The following is a 19,723-nucleotide window of genomic DNA, read 5'->3' on the forward strand; positions in this document are numbered from 1 at the left end:
GACGGAAGAAGAATCGGGCCAGCCTCATGCGCTGGCCCGATTTGCTTAGAACGGCTTGCTGACCGACAAGAGGAACGTGCGGCGCGGCGCAAACTGCGGTGCGCCTACGCCGATGCCCGTGCCGTCGCGCAACTGGTAGCTCCGGTCGAAGATATTCAGCACGGTCAGACGCGTCTTGAACTTGCCCAGGGTCGGCAGGTTGAAGTCGCGTGCGGCGCCCACGTTCATCTGCCAGTAGGCCGGCAGGTGCTCGGTATTGGCGAAGCCGTTGCGCAAGCCCGTACCGAACAGCACATCGCTCGTATAGGTGGTGCCGGAATACCGATACGACACGCCGGCCGACGCAGTCAGGCGCTGGTCGTGATCAAGGTTGACCCAATGGTTGTTGATGTAGGCCAGCTCGTCGGCACCAAAGTTGAACTGGCCGGTCTCGATGCCCTTGCCCTGCGCGCGCGACACGGCCAGGTTCAGGTACGCCCCGAAGTTGCCGTTGCGATAGTTCGCGCTGCCTTCCAGCCCGTAGATCCGGCCACGCTCGTAGTTGAACGCCGAATACAGCAGCGCATTGCCGAACTGCCCTTCGTCCTGCAGATGGCGCACGTCGCGGTAATACGCATCCAGACCCAGCGTCAGATGCGGCGTGAGCTGGTGCGAAACCCCCAGGTCAAAGTAGTTCGAACGCTCCGACTTGACGGCCGTGTTGGCGTCGGACGGCAGCGCATTGGTCGTACCGGCAAAGGCCTGCACCGACGTGGTATCGAACTTCTCCGTGGGCGGCGGCGTGAAGTAGCGCGCGTAGCCGGCATGCACACGGGTGCGCGGCGTCAGGTCATACGTCACGCCCAGGCGCGGGCTCAGTTGCTGCTCGCTGACGATGGTGTTGACGCGGTCGTAGCGCGCGCCGTAGTTGACAGTGAGCTTGTCGGTAGGCTTCCACTCGTCCTGCAGGTAGACGCCCAGGGTCGTCCCGTTGCCGCTGTGGTTGTCGACAATGGTGAACGGCGTGGTGCTGGTCTGCGCGCCGGAGCTATCGGCGGCAAACACGCTGGCGGTGTTGTCGGCCACGTAGCGCTCGCGCTGCACGAATACGCCGGCACGCAGCGTGTGCTTGTCGGTGAGCTTGTAGCTTGCGTCGCCCTGCACCCCGTAGGCCTCGTTGCGGCGCGTGATGTCGGCCGCCACGCCGTTGTAGACCAGATCGCCAATCGGATCGGGCATGTAGTCGATACGGCTTGCACGGCGGAACACCGACACCTGGTAGTCCAGCTTGGGTGACACCTTCTGCTGATACGTCAGGATCTGGAAGTCGGTCTTCTCACGTTGATTGGCGTTAAGCGCTTCAGAGGCAGGCGGCGCTGCGCCGTCGAGCGTGAATTGCGGCGTCAGGCCGGGGCGCGTCGGGATCTGGAAACGGCCGTTCGACGTGCCGAACATGAAGCTCACGCGGCTATCGTTATCAAGCAGGTACGACAGCATGCCGAACGACTTGTTCTGCGTAGTGTGATCGTGCGTGGCGTTGCGGTTGCCCGTGGGGTTTTCAATGCCGAGGTTGTTCTCGGCAAACACGCCCGAGAGGTAATAGCTGAAGCGGTCTTTCGTGCCCTGGATCTGCGCGTTGACCTCATGCGTGGCATTGCTGCCCAGCACGGTGCCGATCTCGCCGCCAAATGCCTTGGGCTCGCCGTCCTCGTCGGTGGAGGCACCCTTGGTCGTGATATCGACGATGCCGGCCGTGCGGTAACCGTACTGCGCCGGCAACGCGCCGGTCAGCACATTGATCTGGTTGGCGAAGCGCGTATCGAGCATCTGCCCGAAACCGCTGATCGGCTCAGGGACGACCACGCCATTGATGCGGTACTGGAGGTTCGAGTGGTCCCCGCGCACGTGCAATTGCCCATACGAATCCTGCACCACGCCCGGCGCCTGCAGCAGCACCTGGTTGAGCGGCGTAGCATCGCCCAGCGGCAGGCGGGCGATGTCATCGGTATCGAACTTGTAGACCGAACTGCCGGTGTCCGGCGACAGCGCATTGCGTGCAGCGTCTAGCCGCTTGGCCGTGACGCGCGTTTCGCTGAGGTCGCGCACGTTGGTGGCGGCCGGCTTGGGCTGTGCAGCGGGCGCCATCGTGGTGGGCGTGGCGGGTGGGGAGGCCGGCGTCGCGGCTTCCTGAGCCAGAGCGGATACCGAGGCGATAGATGGCAAGACGGCGGCAAGCGCCGTCACCAGCTTGCGGGGCTGGAACGGAATCATGAAAGACCTTTGAATCGAGCGGATGCGTTAAGCAGCGGCTCGCGCATGCGTCAACACAACGCGCGAGCAGACGGGCAATGCAGGATCAAAGGCGGAATGGAGGATCGCGCGAGCAGACGGCCACCGGAAAGACCGGGGCACCAGCATGAAAGCCGATTCGCGGAAAGTGCCAGCGTCGCGTATGCGCCAGGCGCAGCGCCACCAACATCGGCAAGGCAGCCGCCAGCGCGGCATAGGCAGCGCACTGCAAGCACGCGGCGTGCTCCTGCGCGGGCTGGCTGCGCTCGGCGCCGGCAGGCTTGGCCGTGGCGGCAGTGTTGAATACGGCCGCAGTCCCTTCGCTCAGTTCGCTCCAATGCGACAGCGCATGCCGCAGCGCGCCCTGCTGACCAAACAGCAGGAACACGGTCAGCAGGCAAGCCAGCCAACGTAGATGGAAGAAGGAGGAGCGGAAGGAACGCAAAGTCGGACGCAGGTGCTGGCGCACAATGTCACCCGACATTGCGCGCCCCAATGCAACTAAGTTGCGAATTCTGACACCAGCCGCCTGATTCAGCAATCCGTCAGGTGGAGGGCAGAACAGCCTGCGAGCGTAGCGCCCTTGTATTACAAGCGCGTGTGCGCAAAACCCGGCATGAGACCCGTCGGCACGCCCAGGCTCGGCACCTGCACGCGCTTCCAGTTCGGGCGCGTCTTGCGGGCGGCCTCGGCGCGCTGCGCGGGGGCACCCACCTCGGTGGCATCGTGCAGGCTGGCCAGCCAGGCACCGTAGTCGAACCAGCCGTCGCGCACAAGCTGTTCGCCCACACAATTGGCAAAGCGATCCGACTTGGGCAGGAAGCACAGCTCAAAGCCTTCGGCCTCGCGGCGGCCATGCATCCAGCGGTGTGGCACCTGGTGGCTGGCCAGCGCTTCCGACAAACGCGTGCCGTAGCGCTGCTGCCCTTGCCGTCGCGCGCCGATCACGTAGAAGCCGTCAAGCAACCGCCGCAGCCCCAGCGCAGAACGTGCATGACGCACTTCGGCATCGACCAGCAGCTCACGGTTCTGCGTACGCGCCTGCAACGCCAGCGCAGCAAAATGGTGCGCGCCCCACTCGTTCATGTAGAACAGCTCGCCGCCGGCAAAGTCGTAGGCGCGGAACACATTGGCCTGATCCGCGTAGCGGAATACGTGGCGCCGGTTGGCGGCAAAGTCGGCGTCCGTGCTGTGCGGAATGCGGCGGCAATGCTGATGCGCAAACACCAGCATGCTCGGAAAGGAATGCACCGAGCACGGCGACTGCGCCAGCCCCGTCACCGCGCGAATGTCGATCTTGCAATGCTCCCGGCGCACGCCCACAAGCTGACCCAGATGGTGGTGCAACTCGTCCACCCATTCAGCATGCGCCAGATGCTTGGGAAACAGTTGGTGCGCGGGTTCGGCAAGGCCACCCTCGAACAGGAACGGCACGCTCTTGTGCCAGATATCGAGTTTCCAGTGCGACAACGCATCGCTAGGCGTGCGATGGTGTGCCACCGATTGCGTGACATTGAAAGCGCGCGACTGGACGACCCAGTTCGACGCTGCATGCAGCAGATTGGAAACGTTCATGTCACCCCCCGGAAGACTGAATCGTTTGTTTGCGGATTGCCGACGTCGCTCTGAATGTGTGGCGATTGTTCAGCAATGTAAAAACCAACGACTCAAACGTACCCCACTTTAGAGGGGTGTGCCATGAAGTTTGTTGAAGTCCGTGTTAAGAAAAATACACATGAAACGTGGGGACTTGTCGGGCGCGCGACATGCTGGAAGAGGGGCATCCGCAGATCAGGAGACCGCAATGCCCACCCAGCCAGGCCGTTCAGAAACCGATACGACACAGCCCGCCAGTCCGAAAGCCCAGCCCGAGCCTGCCAAGCGCAAGCCCGGCGACCCGCTGGTGCCACGCGATACCCGCCCGAATCCAGCCGAGCAGAATGAGCCGCCCGTCGAAAACGTGTGAGCCCGAGGGCCTGCACCTCAGACCAGGCACATGTCGGAGACTTCCTCGTCCGACAAACCCCAGGTGGTGGCGTCTTCCACGGTGACGATGGAATCGTCGGACTTGCCCAGGCTGATGCGCTCCGGGCGCACGCGTGTCTTGGTGTTGCCCGAATAGAAAACGACCACGTCCGGCTTGAGCGCAGACGCCTCGTTCTGGTGAACCACGACGCCCAATCGGTTGGTGCGCAGTTTGACCAGCGTGCCGACAGGGTAGATGCCTACGCTGCGCGTGAAGGCCTGAAACACGGTGCGATCGAACTGCGTGTCGGTGCGTGCCATCATGTATTTCAGCGCCTGCGCGGGCGACCATGCATGGTGGTACGGACTGCTCGACGTGAGCGTGTCGTACACGTCGCAGATGGCGCCCATCTTGGCCCACAGGCTAATAGCCTCGGCCTTCTGAGCGTCAGGGTAACCACTGCCGTCAATGCGCTCGTGATGGTGCAGGCAGATTTCGCGGGCAATCTCGCTGAACTGGCCGGTACCCTGCAGCAGGTGATGGCCGCCCACGGCGTGGGTCTGCAGCAGCGCCAGTTCGTCCTTGGTCAGCGCGGTGCTCTTATCGAGCAGCGTGCGCGGCATGGCCGATTTGCCGATGTCGTGCACCAGCCCGCCCAGCCCGCATTCGCGGATCTCGTCTTCAGGCAAGCCCAGCGTCTTGGCCAGCGCAACCATCAGCGCGCAAACGGCAAACGAATGCAGATAGGTGTAGTCGTCCTTGTTCTTCAGCCGCGCCAGCGCAATCAGCGCATACGAATTGCGTGCCAGCGAGTTCGACACGTCATCCACCAGCAGCAGCGCCTTTTCGGTTTCCAGCGCCCGGCCCATGCGGGCTTCGGAAAACATGTGGCCAAGCGTCGCCTTGCCGTTCTGCATCAGCTGCTGGGCGTGCTTCCACTCTTCCTTGAGCGACGTGGGCGTGATCGGCGGCCGCGCGGCCACGGTCTCCCGCGTGAGCGGCTCGGGCGCGGGCGCCGGGGCCGGTGCAGGCATCAGCGTCTCTGACATGACGTCTTCGCCGCGCTCGGGGTCGATCCAGATCTCGGTGATACCCGCCTTGCGGATGTCGTCAATCTGGCCCTGGTGCGACAACTGGAATTGCGCACGCCAGAACGGATGCTTGAGCCAGGAACCGCCCAGCTTCATCACAAACATGCCGACACGCAATTGGCTCGCATCGATTCGCTTCATACCCTGCCTACCTCGGCTCGAAGTCCGGTTTTTTGATTGAATTAGGGGAGCGGCGTGCCAGCCGACACTGGCTCGTGTTTCGCAGTCTAGGCGTTTTAAGCTGGTGGATGCTCTGGTCCTTCAGCGCGCCAAACCGCGCTTGGCTTATCGGCAAGCCTGAGCAAAACTTGAGGCGAATGTGGATTGGGCGGCGCGTGGCATACCGCAGCCTTGGCAAGCAAACGCTGCAACACCGGCTGTGGCGGCGGTCGAATCAAACAGGTGATGCGTCAAGACCCTCGCCTGTCGGGCTGGCAGGCCGACGCGGGAGGGGTACACTAGACTTCAAGGATGCGCATCCGACATGACTCAAGATCCCACCTCTCAACGCAAGCAGCAGAACGCCGATGACTTCGCGCTCAACCGCGACGCCATCCGGTGGCTCGCGTCCCTGCCCGACGAGGTGCGGCCGATCGAACTCGGCCGGAAGTTTCCGCGCATCATCAACACCATCGCCGCCAAGTGGGCGGATTTCATCGGCTGCCGCCGCTACCTGAACAGTCTGCAGATCGACGACCGTGGCGGCCGCCAGGGATTTCCGTTCGAGATCGTCCAGGAAATCTGCACGCTGCGCGAGTACTTCGACTCGCTGTATCCGCCGGACAAGGACCTCTGGCAGAAGGCCATCGACGCCAACAAGCGCTGACGCGCCGGCACCTCCACCAAAGCAAAGCGGCCCACATTCGGGCCGCTTGTCATTTGCACGGGCAGGCTGCAGATCAGGAAGCGGAATCCGGCCCCGATGCCAGCTTGTTGAGCAGCGCCAGCAGCGTGTGCCGCTCATCCTTAGAAAGATGCGCCGTCACGCGGGCGTCGTGTGCGGTAACGGCGCGGGTGATTTCGTCAAGAGTGGTCGCCCCCTTGGCGGTCAACACGAGCCGGAACGCGCGCTTGTCCTTGGGCGAGGGCTGGCGCTCAACCATGCCCATGTCTTCCAGCGTGTCGACCAGCAGCACCGCGCCGGAGCGCGCCACGCCCAGGATGTTGGCCAGCTCCGTCAGCTTGAGGTTCGGGTTATGCGCGATCACGGTCATGGCCGAGAAGCGCGGCGGCGTGATGTTCCATGCGTGCAGCGAGCGCACGAAATCTTCGTAGATGTGCAGCTGGGCGCGGCGCACGGCATAGCCGACCAGCCCGTCGAGCGCGCCATACTCCACGTCCGCCAGATGCGGGTTGAAGTGCCCCGAAGGGGCCACGGCGGGATACAGGTCGTCTGCTTTGGGGGTGCGCGGCATGGCGGTGTCGATGGGGAAAGACCCATCGATTATCGTCGGCGATGCGCCCGTCGGCCACGCACGCGCGCGCGTTTCAGTTCAACAATTTCCATTTGCCGTGGTCGATGGTCAACAGCACGCGGCCGCGCGCGTCAAAGCCGAAATGATCCGTGGCCGTGTAATTGAGCACGCCATGCGAAACAACAATGTCGTGCTCCGATTCCAGCGCGCTCTTCAGCGCCTGGCGAAACTCCGGCGTGCCCGGCTTGGCCTTCTTCAGGGCCACCGGCACGATGCGCTGGAGCACCTGCAGCGCATCCCACGTGTGGGCACCGAACTGCGTGCGCGTGTCGGGGCCGTTGGCCTTTTCATAGCGCGTCACGTATTCGACGGCGGTCTTCTTGCTCGGGTGGCTGTCGGGCAATTGCTCGGCCACGATCACGGGGCCCGCCGGCAGGATGGCCCCGTCGACCGTCTTGCCGCCGATGCGGATCAGGTCTTTCGTGGCCGCGCCGTGGGTCTGATAGATCGGCCCCGCATAACCGCGGTCGCGCAACGCGGTGTGCGGCAGCGCTGCGCCGGTGCCCGCGCCGGCCACGAGGATCGCATCGGGCTTGACGCTGACCAGCTTGGCGACCTGCCCTGTCACGCTGGTGTCTGCGCGGGCATAGCGTTCTACGTCAACGATCTTGATGCCGCGCGGCGTGGCGGCGGCAGTGAAGTCCTTCAGCCAGCTCTCGCCGTACGCATCGGCAAAGCCGATGAAGCCGACGTTCTTGATGCCGGACGCCGCCATGCGCGTGGCAATCGCCTCGGCCATCAGCGAGATGGGCTGCGCAAGCCGGTAGGTCCAATCGCCCTTGCCCGGCTTCAGCTCGACCGGCGCCAACGCCAGTTGCGGCGTGTGCGATTCGGTGGCGACTTCGGCAATCGCAATCGACGGTGCCACCGCCGACGAGCCCACGATGATGTCGACGTGCTCTTCCGTCACGAGCTTGCGCGCCAGGCGCGTGCCGGTGCTTGGGTCTGAGGCGTCATCCACGACCACGAGGCGCAGCTTTTCGCCGCCGATGGTATCCGGATAGAACGCCAGCGAATTCTTCTGCGTGATGCCGAGCGATGCCGACGGCCCTGTCGTCGACAGGCTCACGCCAACGACGATTTCGGCATGGGCAGCGGTGGCGAGCAACAGCGCAGCAGCGGCGCAGATGGTGCGGCGGATGGTCATGGGTCCCCTCATTTTTTCTGGCGTTTGAACGGCTCGGTGTTTCAGGCGCGGCGCGGCATGGGCGGCTGATCGCGCAGCGATTGCGGATCGAAGCCGGCCAGCTTTTTGTAGCGCATCGCAATCCCTTCCAGCTCGGCGCGCGGGATCACGTCATCGATGCGCGCGAAGCCTTGGGGCGCGCGCTCATGCGCGAGTTGCATGACCTGCTCCGGCCCATTGAGGCGATTGCGCAGCACGACGCCAGCCGTGCGCGGCAGACGATCGGCCTCGTACTCGCGCAGAGCCACGCCGGTGTCGCGCGTGGCAAGCAGGCAATCGACCAACGCGCGCGCATCGAGAATCGCCTGCGCGCTGCCATTCGAGCCGATCGGATACATCGGGTGTGCCGCGTCGCCCAGCAGCGTAGCGCGGCCGAAGGTCCAGCGTGGCAGCGGGTCTTTATCGACGAGCGGGAATTCGTACACGGCCTGCGCGCCGTCGATCAAAGCCGGGATGTCGATCCAGCTCCATTTCCAGTCGGCGAAGGCGCTGCGGAAGATCGCGCGGTCGACCTCTCGGTTCCAGTCGCTGCGCGGCGGTGCCTCGTCGGGCACGCGCAGCTCGGCAATCCAGTTGATGCGTGAGCGGCCCTGCTGGCGCAGCGGTTCGGAGATCGGATAGGCGACGAACTTCTGGTCTTGGTGGCCCGCCATGAACATGGTGCGGCCATCCAGATACGGCTCGGCTTCAGTCACTGCACGCCACAGCATGCGGCCCGCAAAACGCGGCGCATCGCCGCTCGGGTAAAAGTGCCGGCGCACGGCAGAGTGGATGCCATCTGCGCCGACCAGCACGTCGGCCGAGGATTCGACAACGGTGTCGTTGGCGCGATCACGCAGCGTGAAGCGCACGGGGCCGCCCTTCTCGCCCATCGATTGAACCGCCTCGAAGCTGTGCCCGAGGCGGATGCACCCCGCGCCGAGCCGCTCGGTCACGGCATCGGCCAGCGCCATCTGGAATTCGCCACGATGAATGGAGAACTGCGGCCAGTCGTAGCCTGCGGCTAGCCCGCGCGGCTCGTGCCAGATCGGCTGGCCGAACCGGTTGTAATAAGCCAGTGCGGAGGTACGAATCGCCAGCGCACTCAGCGTGTCTTCCAGCCCCAGTTCGCACAGCTGGCGCGCGGCGTGCGGCAGCAGGTTGATGCCAACGCCCAGGGGCCGCAGCGTCTGTACGGCCTCCCACACCTCCACCTCGAAACCTTGCCGCTCCGCCATCAACGCGAGCGTCAGGCCACCAATGCCCGCCCCGATGATGGCGATCTTCATGGCTGTCTCCCTGAAATTTGTTGCAGTCTATAACGAATCTCAACGGCCTCCTGCCAGCGACATATCAGGGCAAATACCTAGAGGAACGCAGCTGAATGCGGCGCGTTGTTAGCTTGACGCTCTGTGAGATATCACAATACCATCACTCGACTTTTACGAAATTCGAGGCCGCCGCGATGTCGCGTCCGATCAAACTGGTTTCCGGTTCTGCCAAACCCGCGTCTGCATCTGCACCGTTTGCCGTTGAACCCGACGCGCATGCGCCCAAGGGCGCCGCCATGCGTGAACTCGCCTACAACGAGATCAAGCGCCGCATCATGGCGTGCGAATTCCGCCCCGGCGAGCCGCTCAACGAAGCGCAGCTCGGCACGATTCTGGGTCTGGGCCGCACGCCGATTCACCAGGCGCTGCATCGTCTGGAGGTGGAGGGGCTGGTGCAGATCCTGCCGCGCAAGGGCGTGCTGGTGACGCCGCTGTCGCTCAACGATGTGCTCGACATGATCGAGGTGCGCGCCACCAACGAGATCCTGTGCGTAACGCTGGCCGCCGAACGCGCCCACCCCGCAGATTTCGAGGCCATGCGCGCCATCGTCGATGCATCGCCCGCGCTGATCGAGCACCGTGACATTGCCGCGCTGGCCGCGCTGGACCTCAAGTTCCACCTCGCCATTTCCGCTGCCTCGCGCAACCGCGTGCTGGCCGAACTGCTGCGCGGCCTGCACGAGAAGCAGGCGCGCTTCTGGTTCCTCTCGCTGTCTGAGCCGCAACACCTGCAGAACGTGTACGACGAGCACCTCGCCGTGCTCGATGCGCTGGAGCGCCGCGACGTGCCCGCAGCGCGTGAAGCCATTCGCGAGCACATCGACGAGTTCCGCCGCACGATCATCCGCACGCTCTGACCCCGATTTCCCCCGTTTGTTTTTTCCGCCTCTTCCGGATTCCGCATGACCACGCTGCACCTGAACCTGATTGGCCACGGCCCCATCGACGTGACCGTGGACCACCTTGTCATTGCCGGCTGGACCGGCCGCGATGCCGAAGCCGTTGAACACCACATCGCTGAGCTTGAAGCGATCGGCGTGGCGCGTCCGGCGCGCGTGCCGTGCTTCTACCGCGTGTCGGCCTCGCTGCTGACCACCGATGCCACCGTGGAGATTCCCGGCGCCGACTCCTCCGGCGAAGCGGAGTTCGTGCTGTATTCCACGCCGATGGGCCTGCTGGTCGGCATCGGCTCGGACCACACCGACCGCAAGGTCGAAGCCTATGGCGTGACGGTCTCCAAGCAGATGTGCGCCAAGCCCATCAGCCGCGATGTGTGGCGCTTTGAGGCGCTAGCCGACCATTGGGACAGCCTGCAGATGAAGACCTGGCGCACCCGCAACGGCCACACCGCGCTGTACCAGGAAGGCGGCGTGACGCGCATGCTCGACCCGCGCGACCTTATCCGCCGCTACACCGGCAACGACACGCTGCCGGTGGGTACCGCCATGTTCTGCGGCACGCAGCCCATCATCGGCGAACTCGGTTTTGGCGAGGCATTCGACATGGCCCTGATCGACCCGGTGTCGGGCACCGAGCTGCGCCATCGCTATGCTGTTGACACGCTGCCTGTTGAAGGCTGAAGCGCACCACCCAACGGAGATCACCGCATGATGACGCCCCGCCCGAACATGATCCGCGCACTGGCCGCTGACCTGGCCGCCGGCCGCACCACCAGCGTCGCGCTGACCGAAGCCGCACTGGAGCGCGCCGAATCGCACCGCGCCGCTGGCGGTGCCGCCTATGTGAGCATCGACGTGCAAGCCGCACTGGCCATGGCGCGCGCCGCCGATGCCGCGCGTGCGGCAGGCAACGTGCCCTCGCTGCTGGCGGGGTTGCCGGTGTCGATCAAGGATCTGTTTGACGTGGCCGGCCAGGTGACGGCAGCCGGTTCGCGCGCCCTGGCTGGCCAGCCGTGCGCCACTGCCGATGCAGCCGCGGTGGCGCGCCTGCGTGCAGCCGGCGCCGTGCTGCTCGGCCGCACCAACATGAGCGAATTTGCGTTCTCGGGCCTGGGCCTGAACCCGCATTACGGCACACCGCGCACACCGGCCGATGGCGCGCGCGCGGCGGGCGGCTCCACATCGGGCGGTGCCGTCTCCGTTGCGGGTGGCATGGCTGTGGCGGCACTGGGTACGGACACCGGCGGCTCGATCCGCATTCCGTCCGCATTCTGCAGCCTGACGGGCTTCAAGCCGACCGCGCGCCGCGTGCCGATGACAGGCGCCGTGCCGCTGTCCACGTCGCTCGATTCGGGCGGCCCGCTCGCCAATTCGGTCGACTGCTGCGCCATCGTCGATGCCGTGCTGAGCGGCGAGTCGGGCAACGACGCATTCGACACCTCAGCTGTACCACTGGCTGGGTTGCGTTTTGGCATCACACAGGACTTTGTCGGCGCAGACCTCGACAACACGGTCGCCGTTGCATTCAACCGCGCTGTTGAACAGCTCGAACGTGCCGGCGCACACATCGTGCGTTTTGAATTTCCCGAGCTGCTGCAATTGCCCGAGATCAACGGCGGCGGCGGATTCTCGGCGGCGGAGTCGTGGGCATGGCATCGCTCGCTGCTCGCACGTGCAGAAGCCCAGTACGACCCGCGCGTCGCCACGCGTATCCGCCGTGGCGAACAAATGAGTGCGGCCGCATACATCGACGTGATCAACGCACGCGCCCGCATGATCGCCGCCGCACGCAAGCGTCTGGGCAACCTCGATGCATGGCTGATGCCGACGGTTGCCATCGTGCCGCCCGAAGTCGCACCGCTCGAAGACGACGACGCTGCGTTCTTCCGTGTCAACGCACTCACGCTGCGCAATCCGAGCGTGATCAATTTCCTGGATGGCTGCGCGCTGACGCTGCCGGTACACGCCGCCGGCGAACTGCCGGTCGGCCTGTCGCTCTGCGGTCTCGCCAACGACGACGCGCGCATCCTGCGCGTTGGCCGGGCGGTGGAGGCTGCCCTGCGGCGTTGATCGACTAGCCAGAACATTCCCCGCCTGCGCCCGGGCCGCGCAGGCGGTATCCCAAGCCAAGTCAAAAGGTGCGCTGCAGACGCGCCGGGCCCAACTCATGCCTGCGTTTCGTGCAACACAGCAGCACACGAAGCGCCGGCGCCCTCACACGCTATTGGAGGAAACCATGTCGCAAACCCAAGCCTTGCCGGCCAACCCGACCGACCCGGCCAGTCGTCCGCTTCCCAGCACCGAGCTGGATGCCACCTACCGCCGCATTGCGTATCGCCTGGTGCCGTTCCTGGTGGTGCTGTTCATTCTCGCGTGGATCGACCGCGTCAACGTCGGCTTCGCCAAGTTGTCGATGCTGCAGGACCTGCAGTTCAGCGAAGCGGTGTACGGCCTGGGCGCCGGCATCTTCTTCATCGGCTACTTCCTGTTTGAAGTGCCGAGCAACCTGCTGCTGGAAAAGATCGGTGCACGCAAGACGTTGGCGCGCATCACCATCCTGTGGGGCCTGGCGTCGATGGCGATGATCTACGTGAAGACGCCGACCTCGTTCTACGTGATGCGCTTTCTGCTGGGCATCTTTGAAGCCGGCTTCTTCCCGGGCGTGGTGCTGTACCTGACGTACTGGTTTCCCTCCGCACACCGTGCGCGCATCAACGGCCTGTTCATGACCTCGTTTGCGATTGCGGGCGTGGTGGGCGGCCCGATTGCCGGTTTCATCATGAGCCGCATGGAAGGCGTGGGCCACCTCGCCAACTGGCAATGGCTGTTCCTGCTCGAGGGCATTCCGTCGGTGCTCGCCGGCTTTGCCGTGCTTGCGTGGCTGCCCGAAACGCCTCGTCAGGCCAAATGGCTTTCCGCTGCAGAACAAGATGCCGTGGTGCGCGCCGTTGAAGTGGAGAACCGCGACCCCGCCAAGCACGCCTCGTTTGGTGCCGCACTGGCCAACGCCCGCGTGTGGATCTGCGCAGCCATCTACTTCTGCGTGGTCAGCGGCAACGCCACCATTGCTTTCTGGACGCCGTCGATCATCAAGGAGCTGGGCGTACAGGGCAATTTCCGCATCGGCCTGATCTCGGCCATTCCGTTCATCGCCGGCACGATTGCGATGGTCTGGAACGGCGCGCATTCCGATCGCACGGGCGAGCGCCGCATGCACTGCGCCATCGCCGCCGTCATCGCAGCCGCCGGCCTGGTCGCAACAGGCGCACTGCTCGGCTCGCCGGCGCTCGCGCTGATCTCGCTCACCGTCGCCGCCATCGGCATCCTCGCCGCGTTCCCGGTGTTCTGGTCGATCCCAGCTGTCTTCCTGGCCGGCACTGCAGCCGCAGGCGGCATCGCCCTCATCAACTCCATCGGCAACCTGGCCGGCTTCGTCGCGCCGTACATGATCGGCTGGCTGAAGACGAGCACAGGCCACCTCTCCGCCGGCCTCTACTTCGTGGCCGCGTTGGAGCTGGGCGCCGCCGTCCTAGTCATCCTAGGCACGCGTAGACACTAAGCAAATCCATGAAAGACGCCATCGCAGCGCACACCGTAGCGCCGCGATGGTTTGGCCGTACCCTGCCCTAGATGGCGCCTTGAATTTCTGTTGCAGGGAGGAAAAAGGAAGGAGGCCTGTCTGAGCGCAGCGAGTTTGCCTCCTTCCCCTCCCTGCGACAGAAATTCAAGGAGGGGGTCGCCATCTCGGGCGCGCCTTTCTTTGCTTACCTTTCTTTGGCAAGACAAAGAAAGTAAGTCGGCCCCGGCAGGGGACGAAACAAGGGATGCACCATCAACAAAAAAACCCCGCCAGCAAGGTCCCAAACCCCACCCCCGCCATTACGGACCTTAACCGGCCACCTTGTAACCCATCCGGAACCCACCCCAGTGGCGGCCCCTGACGTAAATCGGCGCCGACACATCCTTCATCATCGCAAACGTCCCGTTCCCCATATCGCGACGATACGTCTGCAACAGGAACGCCTCGGTATTGCGCGCCGCCCCCAGCCCCGTACGATCAGTGAACAGCCGGCGGTTGCGGCTGTTGGCAGCGTTCCAGGCCGGATCGCTGCCCTGCGGCTGCGAGAACTTCAGGTTGTGCGTCGGCAGATAGCCATTGGTGTCGACCGCCGCACAAAACACCACGCGAGGATCCAACTGGAGCAAAGGCTCCTGCACAGCAGGCAATACACGATCAGTGAACGCCGTAAACCGCGTCATATGCTGCGGCGGATCGGTATTCGGCACCGGCGCATAAGCGCGGTCGAACAAATCGCCTTCGCTGATATCACCCCGCGCCAGGGCCGATTCAAACAACGCACTGATCTTGCCGGCCGCGCCCTGCACCGCTTCGATAAACGGCGTATCGGCGCTCTGCACGCCCGTTGAAGCCGTCAACCGGATCAACGTTTCCGACGCCCCAAGCAAGCCCGAAAGCTGCCGTTGCGCGTTGTCGATGTTGTGGCTCGATTGCTTCACACCCTCGGCCATCGCATCCACCTCACGCGCAAGCGATGCGCATTCGCCTTCAATGGCGGCGGTGGATTCCGCAATGCTCGTCGCCTCAACGTCAAAGCGCGCGATGGCCTCGCCCGCCACGCCAATCACCGCGCCAATCGCCTGCGTGCCGGTATCCACACGCTGGGCGCGTGCCACGTTCGCGCTGCTGTCACCGATCAGCTTGTCGGTCTGGCCGGACAAATCCGCCAAGGTGGTTTCGATCCGCTGCGTCGCTTCGGCGGTCTGCCCCGCGAGCTGCTTCACCGCACCGGCCACCACTGCAAAGCTGCGGCCCGATTCGCCCGCACGTGCAGCTTCAATCGCAGCATTGATCGCCAGCAGATTCGTTTGCCTGGCAATCTGCGAAATCTGCTCGGATGCCTGCGCCACCTGGACCAGCGCTTCACGCAGCGCAGCAATCTGTTGCTCCATGCTCGCCACGCCAACGGCAAGCTCGCGAATGTCGCGCAGCGATGCATCGACCGTTGCACGCGAGCCGCTCACCTCCTCACTGGCATGCGAGGCGACTTCGCGCGCATGCCGCGCCGCCACGGCGATGTCGTGGTTGCCGCGCATGGTGACGTCGGCAGCATTGCGCAACTGATCGAACACATCGGCCTGCCGGCGCAGCCGCACGGCCACGTCTTCCACATTGCCGGACACTTCGCAGATGCCCATGCCCACGCGGCCGGCCTCTTCCGCAATACGGGCGACAAGTTCGGGAGGGGCTTTCGGGCCGCGGCCCCAGGCAAATGGCTTCACGTGCGGTGGTCTCCAGATGTCGTTGTTGTGTGTGCGCTCGCGCTGATGGCGAAGCAACCCTCTGTGGGGAGTATCGGCGCGGGCGGTCCGCGCTTGAGCCACGCTACCCGCCCCGGCTTACGCGGGCATTACATGCGCCTTACGCAGCACTACGCCTGGGCGGAACGGTCGCGACGCAGCCGGGCCTCGTAGGCGGCGGCCGTCATTGGGGGGCCGAACAGGAAGCCCTGCAACTTGTCGCACCCCGCGGCTTGCAGGAACTCGGCCTGCTCCAGCGTCTCGACACCCTCTGCCGTGACGGTCATGTCCAGCGACGCGGCCATCGCGACCACGGCGCGCGAGATCACCACCGAATCGCGATGGCGCGGAATGCCCGAGACGAACGAGCGGTCCACTTTCAGGTTGTCGATCGGGAAACGCTGCAGATACGACAGCGACGAATACCCCGTGCCGAAATCGTCGATCGAGATGCGAATACCCAGCGCCGTGAGTGCGTCGAGCATCGGCATCACCGCGGCGGTGTCGCGCATGAGCAGGCCTTCGGTAATCTCCATCTCCAGCGCGCTCGCGGGCAAACCCGTTTCGGTCAGGCAGCGCGAGATGGTCGGCACGAGCCCCTCGCCAAACTGGCGCGGCGACAGGTTCACGGCGACAAAGAACTCCGGCATGCACGTGGCACGCCAATGCGCCGCCTGGCGGCACGCCTGCGCCAGCACCCATTCGCCGATGTCGCCGATGAGCCCGGAGTCTTCAGCCACCGGAATGAATTCGGCGGGCGACACTTCGCCCAGCTCGGTGCTGTGCCAGCGCAGCAGCACTTCAGCGCCGACGATGTCCATCGACGTGGCATCGACGATGGGCTGGAAGCGCAGCGACAGCTCGCCCGCTGACAGTGCGCGGCGCAGGTGGTATTCCAACTGGAAGCGCCGTTGCGCGCGCTGCGACAGGCGCGCGGTGTACACGCGATGCTGGTTGCGGCCGTTCTGCTTGGCGTTGTACATGGCGGCATCCGCGCAACGCAGCAGTGTGGCGGCATCGTTGCCATGCTCTGGGTACACCGCGATGCCGATCGACGCGCCCAGGTAATACTCCGTGCCACTCGTCGAGAACGGCTGCGCGATTGAATGGACGATGCGCTTGGCCAAGCGCTCCGCCTCACCCAACGAGCGCACGTTGTCGAGCAGCACGACAAACTCGTCTCCGCCCAGGCGCGCCAGCGTATCGCTCTGGCGCACGCAGGCCGACAGGCGTTGCGCGACGATGCGCAGCAGGTGGTCACCGGCTTCGTGGCCGGCTGTGTCGTTCACCTTCTTGAAGCCATCCAGATCGAGGAACAGCACGGCGACCTGGCGTGCCTCGCTGGGCTCGCTGGCGGCCCGCTCCATCACTGCCTGCATGCGCTGAGAGAAATAGGCGCGGTTGTACAAGCCGGTGAGCGCATCACGCTGCGCGAGGAAAGTGAGCTGCTGCTGGGCCGCGCGCGCGGGCCCGATATCGTTGAACGAGATGAGCACGGCCGAGGGGGCATCGTCGCCGGGGCGCACGATGGGCAGCACGTTTTCGTGCACCCACACAATGTCGCCGTCCACCAGTTCCAGGCCGACGGTCAAGCCAAGCAGCGGACGGCCGGTCGTCAACACCACGCGCGTGGGGCGCTCGTTGAGCGGGATCTCGCTGCCGTCTTCGCGCAACGAGCGCCGCATCAGCGCCAGGTGGCTGGTGCCCACGGGCGACAGGTTGCCGGCGCGGAGAATGCGCCGCGCGCTCGGGTTGCACGCGAGGATGGTGCCGTCGGCGGCCTGCACGACGATGCCTTCGGTCAGGTTATCGACGGCCAGGCGATAGCGTTCTTCGCTCTCCTGGAGATCGCGCGCGATATGGGCCTTCTGCACCGCCACGCCGATGATGTCGGTAATGCCGTCGAGCAGCCCCATGGCGTCGCGCGTGGGCGCACGCGGGGTGTCGTAGTAGATGCCCATCGCGCCGATCATCTGCGCGTTGTCGCCACGGATGGGCGTCGACCAGCACGCGCGCAGGCCCAGCGGCGCGACGATGTCGCGGTAGCCGTCCCAGAGCGGGTCGGCGTCGATGTCTTCCACCACCACGGTCTTGTTCAGGAACATGGCCGTGCCGCACGAACCGACCGCAGGGCCGATCGCGATTCCCACCAGCACCTGCGAGAGCATGAAGGGCAGCGACGGCGCCACGGCCTGCGTAATGTGTTCGCCATCGCTGCTCAGCAGGACCGAGCACATGGCGCCGTCGTCGAGCAGTGCCTCGACGAGCCGGCAGACCTCGGCCAGCAAGTCCGGCAGCGGGACGTTGCGCGAACTGAGTTCGAGCACGGTCTTTTCGCAGCGCAGCAATTCCTTGGCGCGTGCGGTTTCGGCGGCCAGGGCGCGGTAATTGGCTTCGGATTCGCGCAGCGCCTGTTCGGCCTGCTTGCGCTGGGTGATGTCGCGTGCCACCACCTGGATGGCGGTGCGCCAGCCAAGCTGCACCGGGGCGGAAAGCACCTCGACTTCCACGGGCGTGCCATCGCAACGCAGCAAGGTCTGCTCGACAGGCGGCAAACCGGCCCCGTGCGCGACCATCCACTCGCGGCGCTGCCGCGCGAGGTGCATCGAGTTGTCGTGCACGAACTCGTCCAGCTCGTGGCCGACGATATCGCGCGCGGACTGCGCCCCAAACAGCCGAACGCCGGCCTCGTTGACGAAAACGATAATGTCGTCCGCCACGATGTACAGCGCGTCCGGCATTTGCCGGACAAGTGCCTCGTAACGGTCATCAGCGAGCGGCAACGGCCTGGGGCTGTCCTGGTCGATTACTTCCGGTTCGGGACGGTCAGGCCGCTCGGCAGAGGTGGCGTCCATATCTGGGTTGTTTTTCAAGATATCGACCAACGTGTCGGGAAAGTTAAGGCGTTTGGCTGCCTTTCCCCACTTCAGGGTGGGGCAAATGGCCGATGTGCGGATAAGCGGCACGCCAGTTGCGGCACAATGCCCGCACGGCGTTCTTGCGCAACTGTTCGCACCTTTGCCTTATGCAATCGTTTTCGTCTTCCGTCGGCCACGTGGCTGGCCTGTTTTCGCGACGTACCCTTCTGGCCGATGGGCTGGCGGAAGCCGCCGTGCAATTTCGCGACGGGCATATCGACGCGTGTGACGCCAACCCGACGCCCAGCATGATCGACTGCGGAGACCTGCTCGTCCTGCCCGGCATCGTCGACCTGCACGGCGACGCCTTCGAACGCGCCGTCATGCCGCGCCCCGGTGTGGCCTTTCCCTACGAGACCGCCCTGGCCGATGTTGACGGCCAATTGCTTGCCAACGGCATCACCACCGAGTTCCACGGCGTGACGTATTCGTGGGAAGGCGGCCTGCGCGGCCGCGCCTATGCGCTGCGCATGCTGGACACCCTTGATGCGATGCGTCCGCACCTCGGCGCGCAGCACCTGATGCACCTGCGCTTCGAACTGCACCACGCCGACGGCGTTGCCGATGCGCTGGCCTGGATGGACGCCGGCCGCGTGCACTTCCTGTCGTTCAACGATCACCTGCCGGGGATGCGCAACAAGCTGGGCGACGCGCGCAAGCTCGCACAGTACGCCGATCGCGCCGAGTGCGACATCGACACATTCCTCGCACGTTTGAATGCGGCCGCGGCCAACACGACGCGGCTCGCCGAGGTGACGGGCACGCTCGCGCGTGCGGCGCAGCAACGCGGCATCTGCATGGCTTCACACGATGAACCCGACATCGCCACGCGCAACACCTTCCACGCGCACGGCTGCACCGTCAGCGAATTTCCGTTGACCGAGGAGGTTGCGCGGGCAGCGCGCGCGCATGGCGGACATACCGTCTTCGGCGCGCCCAACGTGGTGCGCGGCGGCAGCCACAACGGCGCACCCAATGCGGCGGCCATGGTGGCGGCGGGTCTGGGTACCGTGCTGGCTTCGGACTATTACTACCCGGCGCTGCTGGCCGCGCCGTTCAAGCTGGCCGAGCGCGGCGTGGTGCCGCTGCACGAGGCCTGGGCGCTAGTCGCAGCCAATCCCGCCGAGGCCGCGGGCCTGGCGGACCGTGGCTCGCTCGCGACCGGCCTGCGCGCCGACGCCATCGTGGTGGATGATCGCCGCCCGGGCCTGCCGCGTGTGGTGGCGGCCGTGGTCGGCGGCCGGCTACGCCATGCCGCCGGACAGTTGCCGCTGATCGGCTGAGCCACGCC

General features: G+C 65.1%; 16 protein-coding genes. 7 read left to right on the forward strand and 9 right to left on the reverse strand.

The window, feature by feature from the left end; translation table 11 throughout:
- Positions 1 to 45: 45 nt before the first annotated feature.
- The 3 genes from ACEN9T_RS21660 to ACEN9T_RS21670 form a co-directional block, all read right to left on the reverse strand.
- A complete protein-coding gene (locus tag ACEN9T_RS21660) occupies positions 46 to 2,250 on the reverse strand; it encodes a TonB-dependent receptor (protein WP_413707021.1) in 2,205 nt (734 codons plus the stop codon).
- An 85-nt stretch (positions 2,251 to 2,335) separates the two neighbouring features.
- Positions 2,336 to 2,752 carry a hypothetical protein gene (locus tag ACEN9T_RS21665; protein WP_413707022.1) on the reverse strand — a complete coding sequence of 139 codons (417 nt, stop codon included), beginning with the start codon at positions 2,750 to 2,752 and terminating at the stop codon, positions 2,336 to 2,338.
- A 104-nt stretch (positions 2,753 to 2,856) separates the two neighbouring features.
- Positions 2,857 to 3,843 (reverse strand): DUF6685 family protein, encoded by a 987-nt coding sequence (locus ACEN9T_RS21670; protein WP_413707023.1) that lies wholly within the window; start codon positions 3,841 to 3,843, stop codon positions 2,857 to 2,859.
- Positions 3,844 to 4,072: 229 nt separating this feature from the next.
- Here ACEN9T_RS21670 and ACEN9T_RS21675 point away from each other — a divergent pair, with 229 nt between their 5' ends.
- A complete protein-coding gene (locus ACEN9T_RS21675; protein WP_175537153.1) occupies positions 4,073 to 4,234 on the forward strand; it encodes a hypothetical protein in 162 nt (53 codons plus the stop codon).
- A 17-nt stretch (positions 4,235 to 4,251) separates the two neighbouring features.
- Here the strand turns inward: ACEN9T_RS21675 and ACEN9T_RS21680 are convergent, their stop codons facing one another.
- Positions 4,252 to 5,466, reverse strand: coding sequence for an HD-GYP domain-containing protein (locus ACEN9T_RS21680; protein ID WP_092973070.1), 1,215 nt, complete (start codon positions 5,464 to 5,466; stop codon positions 4,252 to 4,254).
- A 343-nt stretch (positions 5,467 to 5,809) separates the two neighbouring features.
- Here ACEN9T_RS21680 and ACEN9T_RS21685 point away from each other — a divergent pair, with 343 nt between their 5' ends.
- Entirely contained in the window at positions 5,810 to 6,151 is a 342-nt protein-coding gene (locus ACEN9T_RS21685; protein WP_027678096.1) for a hypothetical protein, read from the forward strand.
- Positions 6,152 to 6,224: 73 nt separating this feature from the next.
- On the opposite strand, the gene ACEN9T_RS21690 is transcribed toward ACEN9T_RS21685, so the two are convergent.
- The 3 genes from ACEN9T_RS21690 to ACEN9T_RS21700 form a co-directional block, all read right to left on the reverse strand.
- Positions 6,225 to 6,740 (reverse strand): MarR family winged helix-turn-helix transcriptional regulator, encoded by a 516-nt coding sequence (locus ACEN9T_RS21690; protein WP_092973072.1) that lies wholly within the window; start codon positions 6,738 to 6,740, stop codon positions 6,225 to 6,227.
- A 73-nt stretch (positions 6,741 to 6,813) separates the two neighbouring features.
- Positions 6,814 to 7,947, reverse strand: coding sequence for an ABC transporter substrate-binding protein (locus ACEN9T_RS21695; protein ID WP_413707024.1), 1,134 nt, complete (start codon positions 7,945 to 7,947; stop codon positions 6,814 to 6,816).
- A gap of 41 nt (positions 7,948 to 7,988) precedes the next feature.
- Positions 7,989 to 9,254 carry a flavin-dependent oxidoreductase gene (locus ACEN9T_RS21700; protein ID WP_413707025.1) on the reverse strand — a complete coding sequence of 422 codons (1,266 nt, stop codon included), beginning with the start codon at positions 9,252 to 9,254 and terminating at the stop codon, positions 7,989 to 7,991.
- A 176-nt stretch (positions 9,255 to 9,430) separates the two neighbouring features.
- Here ACEN9T_RS21700 and ACEN9T_RS21705 point away from each other — a divergent pair, with 176 nt between their 5' ends.
- The 4 genes from ACEN9T_RS21705 (at position 9,431) to ACEN9T_RS21720 (ending at position 13,754) form a co-directional block, all read left to right on the forward strand.
- A complete protein-coding gene (locus tag ACEN9T_RS21705; RefSeq protein WP_024976522.1) occupies positions 9,431 to 10,153 on the forward strand; it encodes a GntR family transcriptional regulator in 723 nt (240 codons plus the stop codon).
- A gap of 45 nt (positions 10,154 to 10,198) precedes the next feature.
- Positions 10,199 to 10,876 (forward strand): DUF2848 domain-containing protein, encoded by a 678-nt coding sequence (locus ACEN9T_RS21710; protein ID WP_413707026.1) that lies wholly within the window; start codon positions 10,199 to 10,201, stop codon positions 10,874 to 10,876.
- 27 nt (positions 10,877 to 10,903) lie between these two features.
- The gene (locus ACEN9T_RS21715; RefSeq protein WP_413707027.1) at positions 10,904 to 12,265 is read left to right on the forward strand and encodes an amidase; all 1,362 of its coding nucleotides are present in this window, start codon (positions 10,904 to 10,906) and stop codon (positions 12,263 to 12,265) included.
- Between the two features lie 166 nt (positions 12,266 to 12,431).
- Complete coding sequence (locus ACEN9T_RS21720) at positions 12,432 to 13,754, forward strand: MFS transporter (protein ID WP_413707028.1); 1,323 nt, start codon at positions 12,432 to 12,434, stop codon at positions 13,752 to 13,754.
- A 329-nt stretch (positions 13,755 to 14,083) separates the two neighbouring features.
- Here the strand turns inward: ACEN9T_RS21720 and ACEN9T_RS21725 are convergent, their stop codons facing one another.
- Positions 14,084 to 15,496 carry a methyl-accepting chemotaxis protein gene (locus ACEN9T_RS21725; RefSeq protein ID WP_413707029.1) on the reverse strand — a complete coding sequence of 471 codons (1,413 nt, stop codon included), beginning with the start codon at positions 15,494 to 15,496 and terminating at the stop codon, positions 14,084 to 14,086.
- Positions 15,497 to 15,645: 149 nt separating this feature from the next.
- Positions 15,646 to 18,369, reverse strand: a complete 2,724-nt coding sequence (locus ACEN9T_RS21730) for an EAL domain-containing protein (protein ID WP_413707030.1) — start codon at positions 18,367 to 18,369, stop codon at positions 15,646 to 15,648.
- A 170-nt stretch (positions 18,370 to 18,539) separates the two neighbouring features.
- Here ACEN9T_RS21730 and ACEN9T_RS21735 point away from each other — a divergent pair, with 170 nt between their 5' ends.
- A complete protein-coding gene (locus tag ACEN9T_RS21735) occupies positions 18,540 to 19,715 on the forward strand; it encodes an alpha-D-ribose 1-methylphosphonate 5-triphosphate diphosphatase (RefSeq protein WP_413707031.1) in 1,176 nt (391 codons plus the stop codon).
- The last annotated feature ends 8 nt before the right edge of the window (positions 19,716 to 19,723 follow it).

Origin of the sequence: Ralstonia sp. Ralssp110 (genome assembly GCF_047325135.1) — a bacterium.
Classification (GTDB): Bacteria; Pseudomonadota; Gammaproteobacteria; order Burkholderiales; family Burkholderiaceae; genus Ralstonia; species Ralstonia mojiangensis.

Coding starts and splice junctions, on each gene's coding strand:
- ACEN9T_RS21660 (WP_413707021.1), bottom strand. CDS start 2,250: ATGATTCCGTTCCAGCCCCGCAAGCTGGTGACGGCGCTTGCCGCCGTC.
- ACEN9T_RS21665 (WP_413707022.1), bottom strand. CDS start 2,752: ATGTCGGGTGACATTGTGCGCCAGCACCTGCGTCCGACTTTGCGTTCC.
- ACEN9T_RS21670 (WP_413707023.1), bottom strand. CDS start 3,843: ATGAACGTTTCCAATCTGCTGCATGCAGCGTCGAACTGGGTCGTCCAG.
- ACEN9T_RS21675 (WP_175537153.1), top strand. CDS start 4,073: ATGCCCACCCAGCCAGGCCGTTCAGAAACCGATACGACACAGCCCGCC.
- ACEN9T_RS21680 (WP_092973070.1), bottom strand. CDS start 5,466: ATGAAGCGAATCGATGCGAGCCAATTGCGTGTCGGCATGTTTGTGATG.
- ACEN9T_RS21685 (WP_027678096.1), top strand. CDS start 5,810: ATGACTCAAGATCCCACCTCTCAACGCAAGCAGCAGAACGCCGATGAC.
- ACEN9T_RS21690 (WP_092973072.1), bottom strand. CDS start 6,740: ATGCCGCGCACCCCCAAAGCAGACGACCTGTATCCCGCCGTGGCCCCT.
- ACEN9T_RS21695 (WP_413707024.1), bottom strand. CDS start 7,947: ATGACCATCCGCCGCACCATCTGCGCCGCTGCTGCGCTGTTGCTCGCC.
- ACEN9T_RS21700 (WP_413707025.1), bottom strand. CDS start 9,254: ATGAAGATCGCCATCATCGGGGCGGGCATTGGTGGCCTGACGCTCGCG.
- ACEN9T_RS21705 (WP_024976522.1), top strand. CDS start 9,431: ATGTCGCGTCCGATCAAACTGGTTTCCGGTTCTGCCAAACCCGCGTCT.
- ACEN9T_RS21710 (WP_413707026.1), top strand. CDS start 10,199: ATGACCACGCTGCACCTGAACCTGATTGGCCACGGCCCCATCGACGTG.
- ACEN9T_RS21715 (WP_413707027.1), top strand. CDS start 10,904: ATGATGACGCCCCGCCCGAACATGATCCGCGCACTGGCCGCTGACCTG.
- ACEN9T_RS21720 (WP_413707028.1), top strand. CDS start 12,432: ATGTCGCAAACCCAAGCCTTGCCGGCCAACCCGACCGACCCGGCCAGT.
- ACEN9T_RS21730 (WP_413707030.1), bottom strand. CDS start 18,369: ATGGACGCCACCTCTGCCGAGCGGCCTGACCGTCCCGAACCGGAAGTA.
- ACEN9T_RS21735 (WP_413707031.1), top strand. CDS start 18,540: ATGCAATCGTTTTCGTCTTCCGTCGGCCACGTGGCTGGCCTGTTTTCG.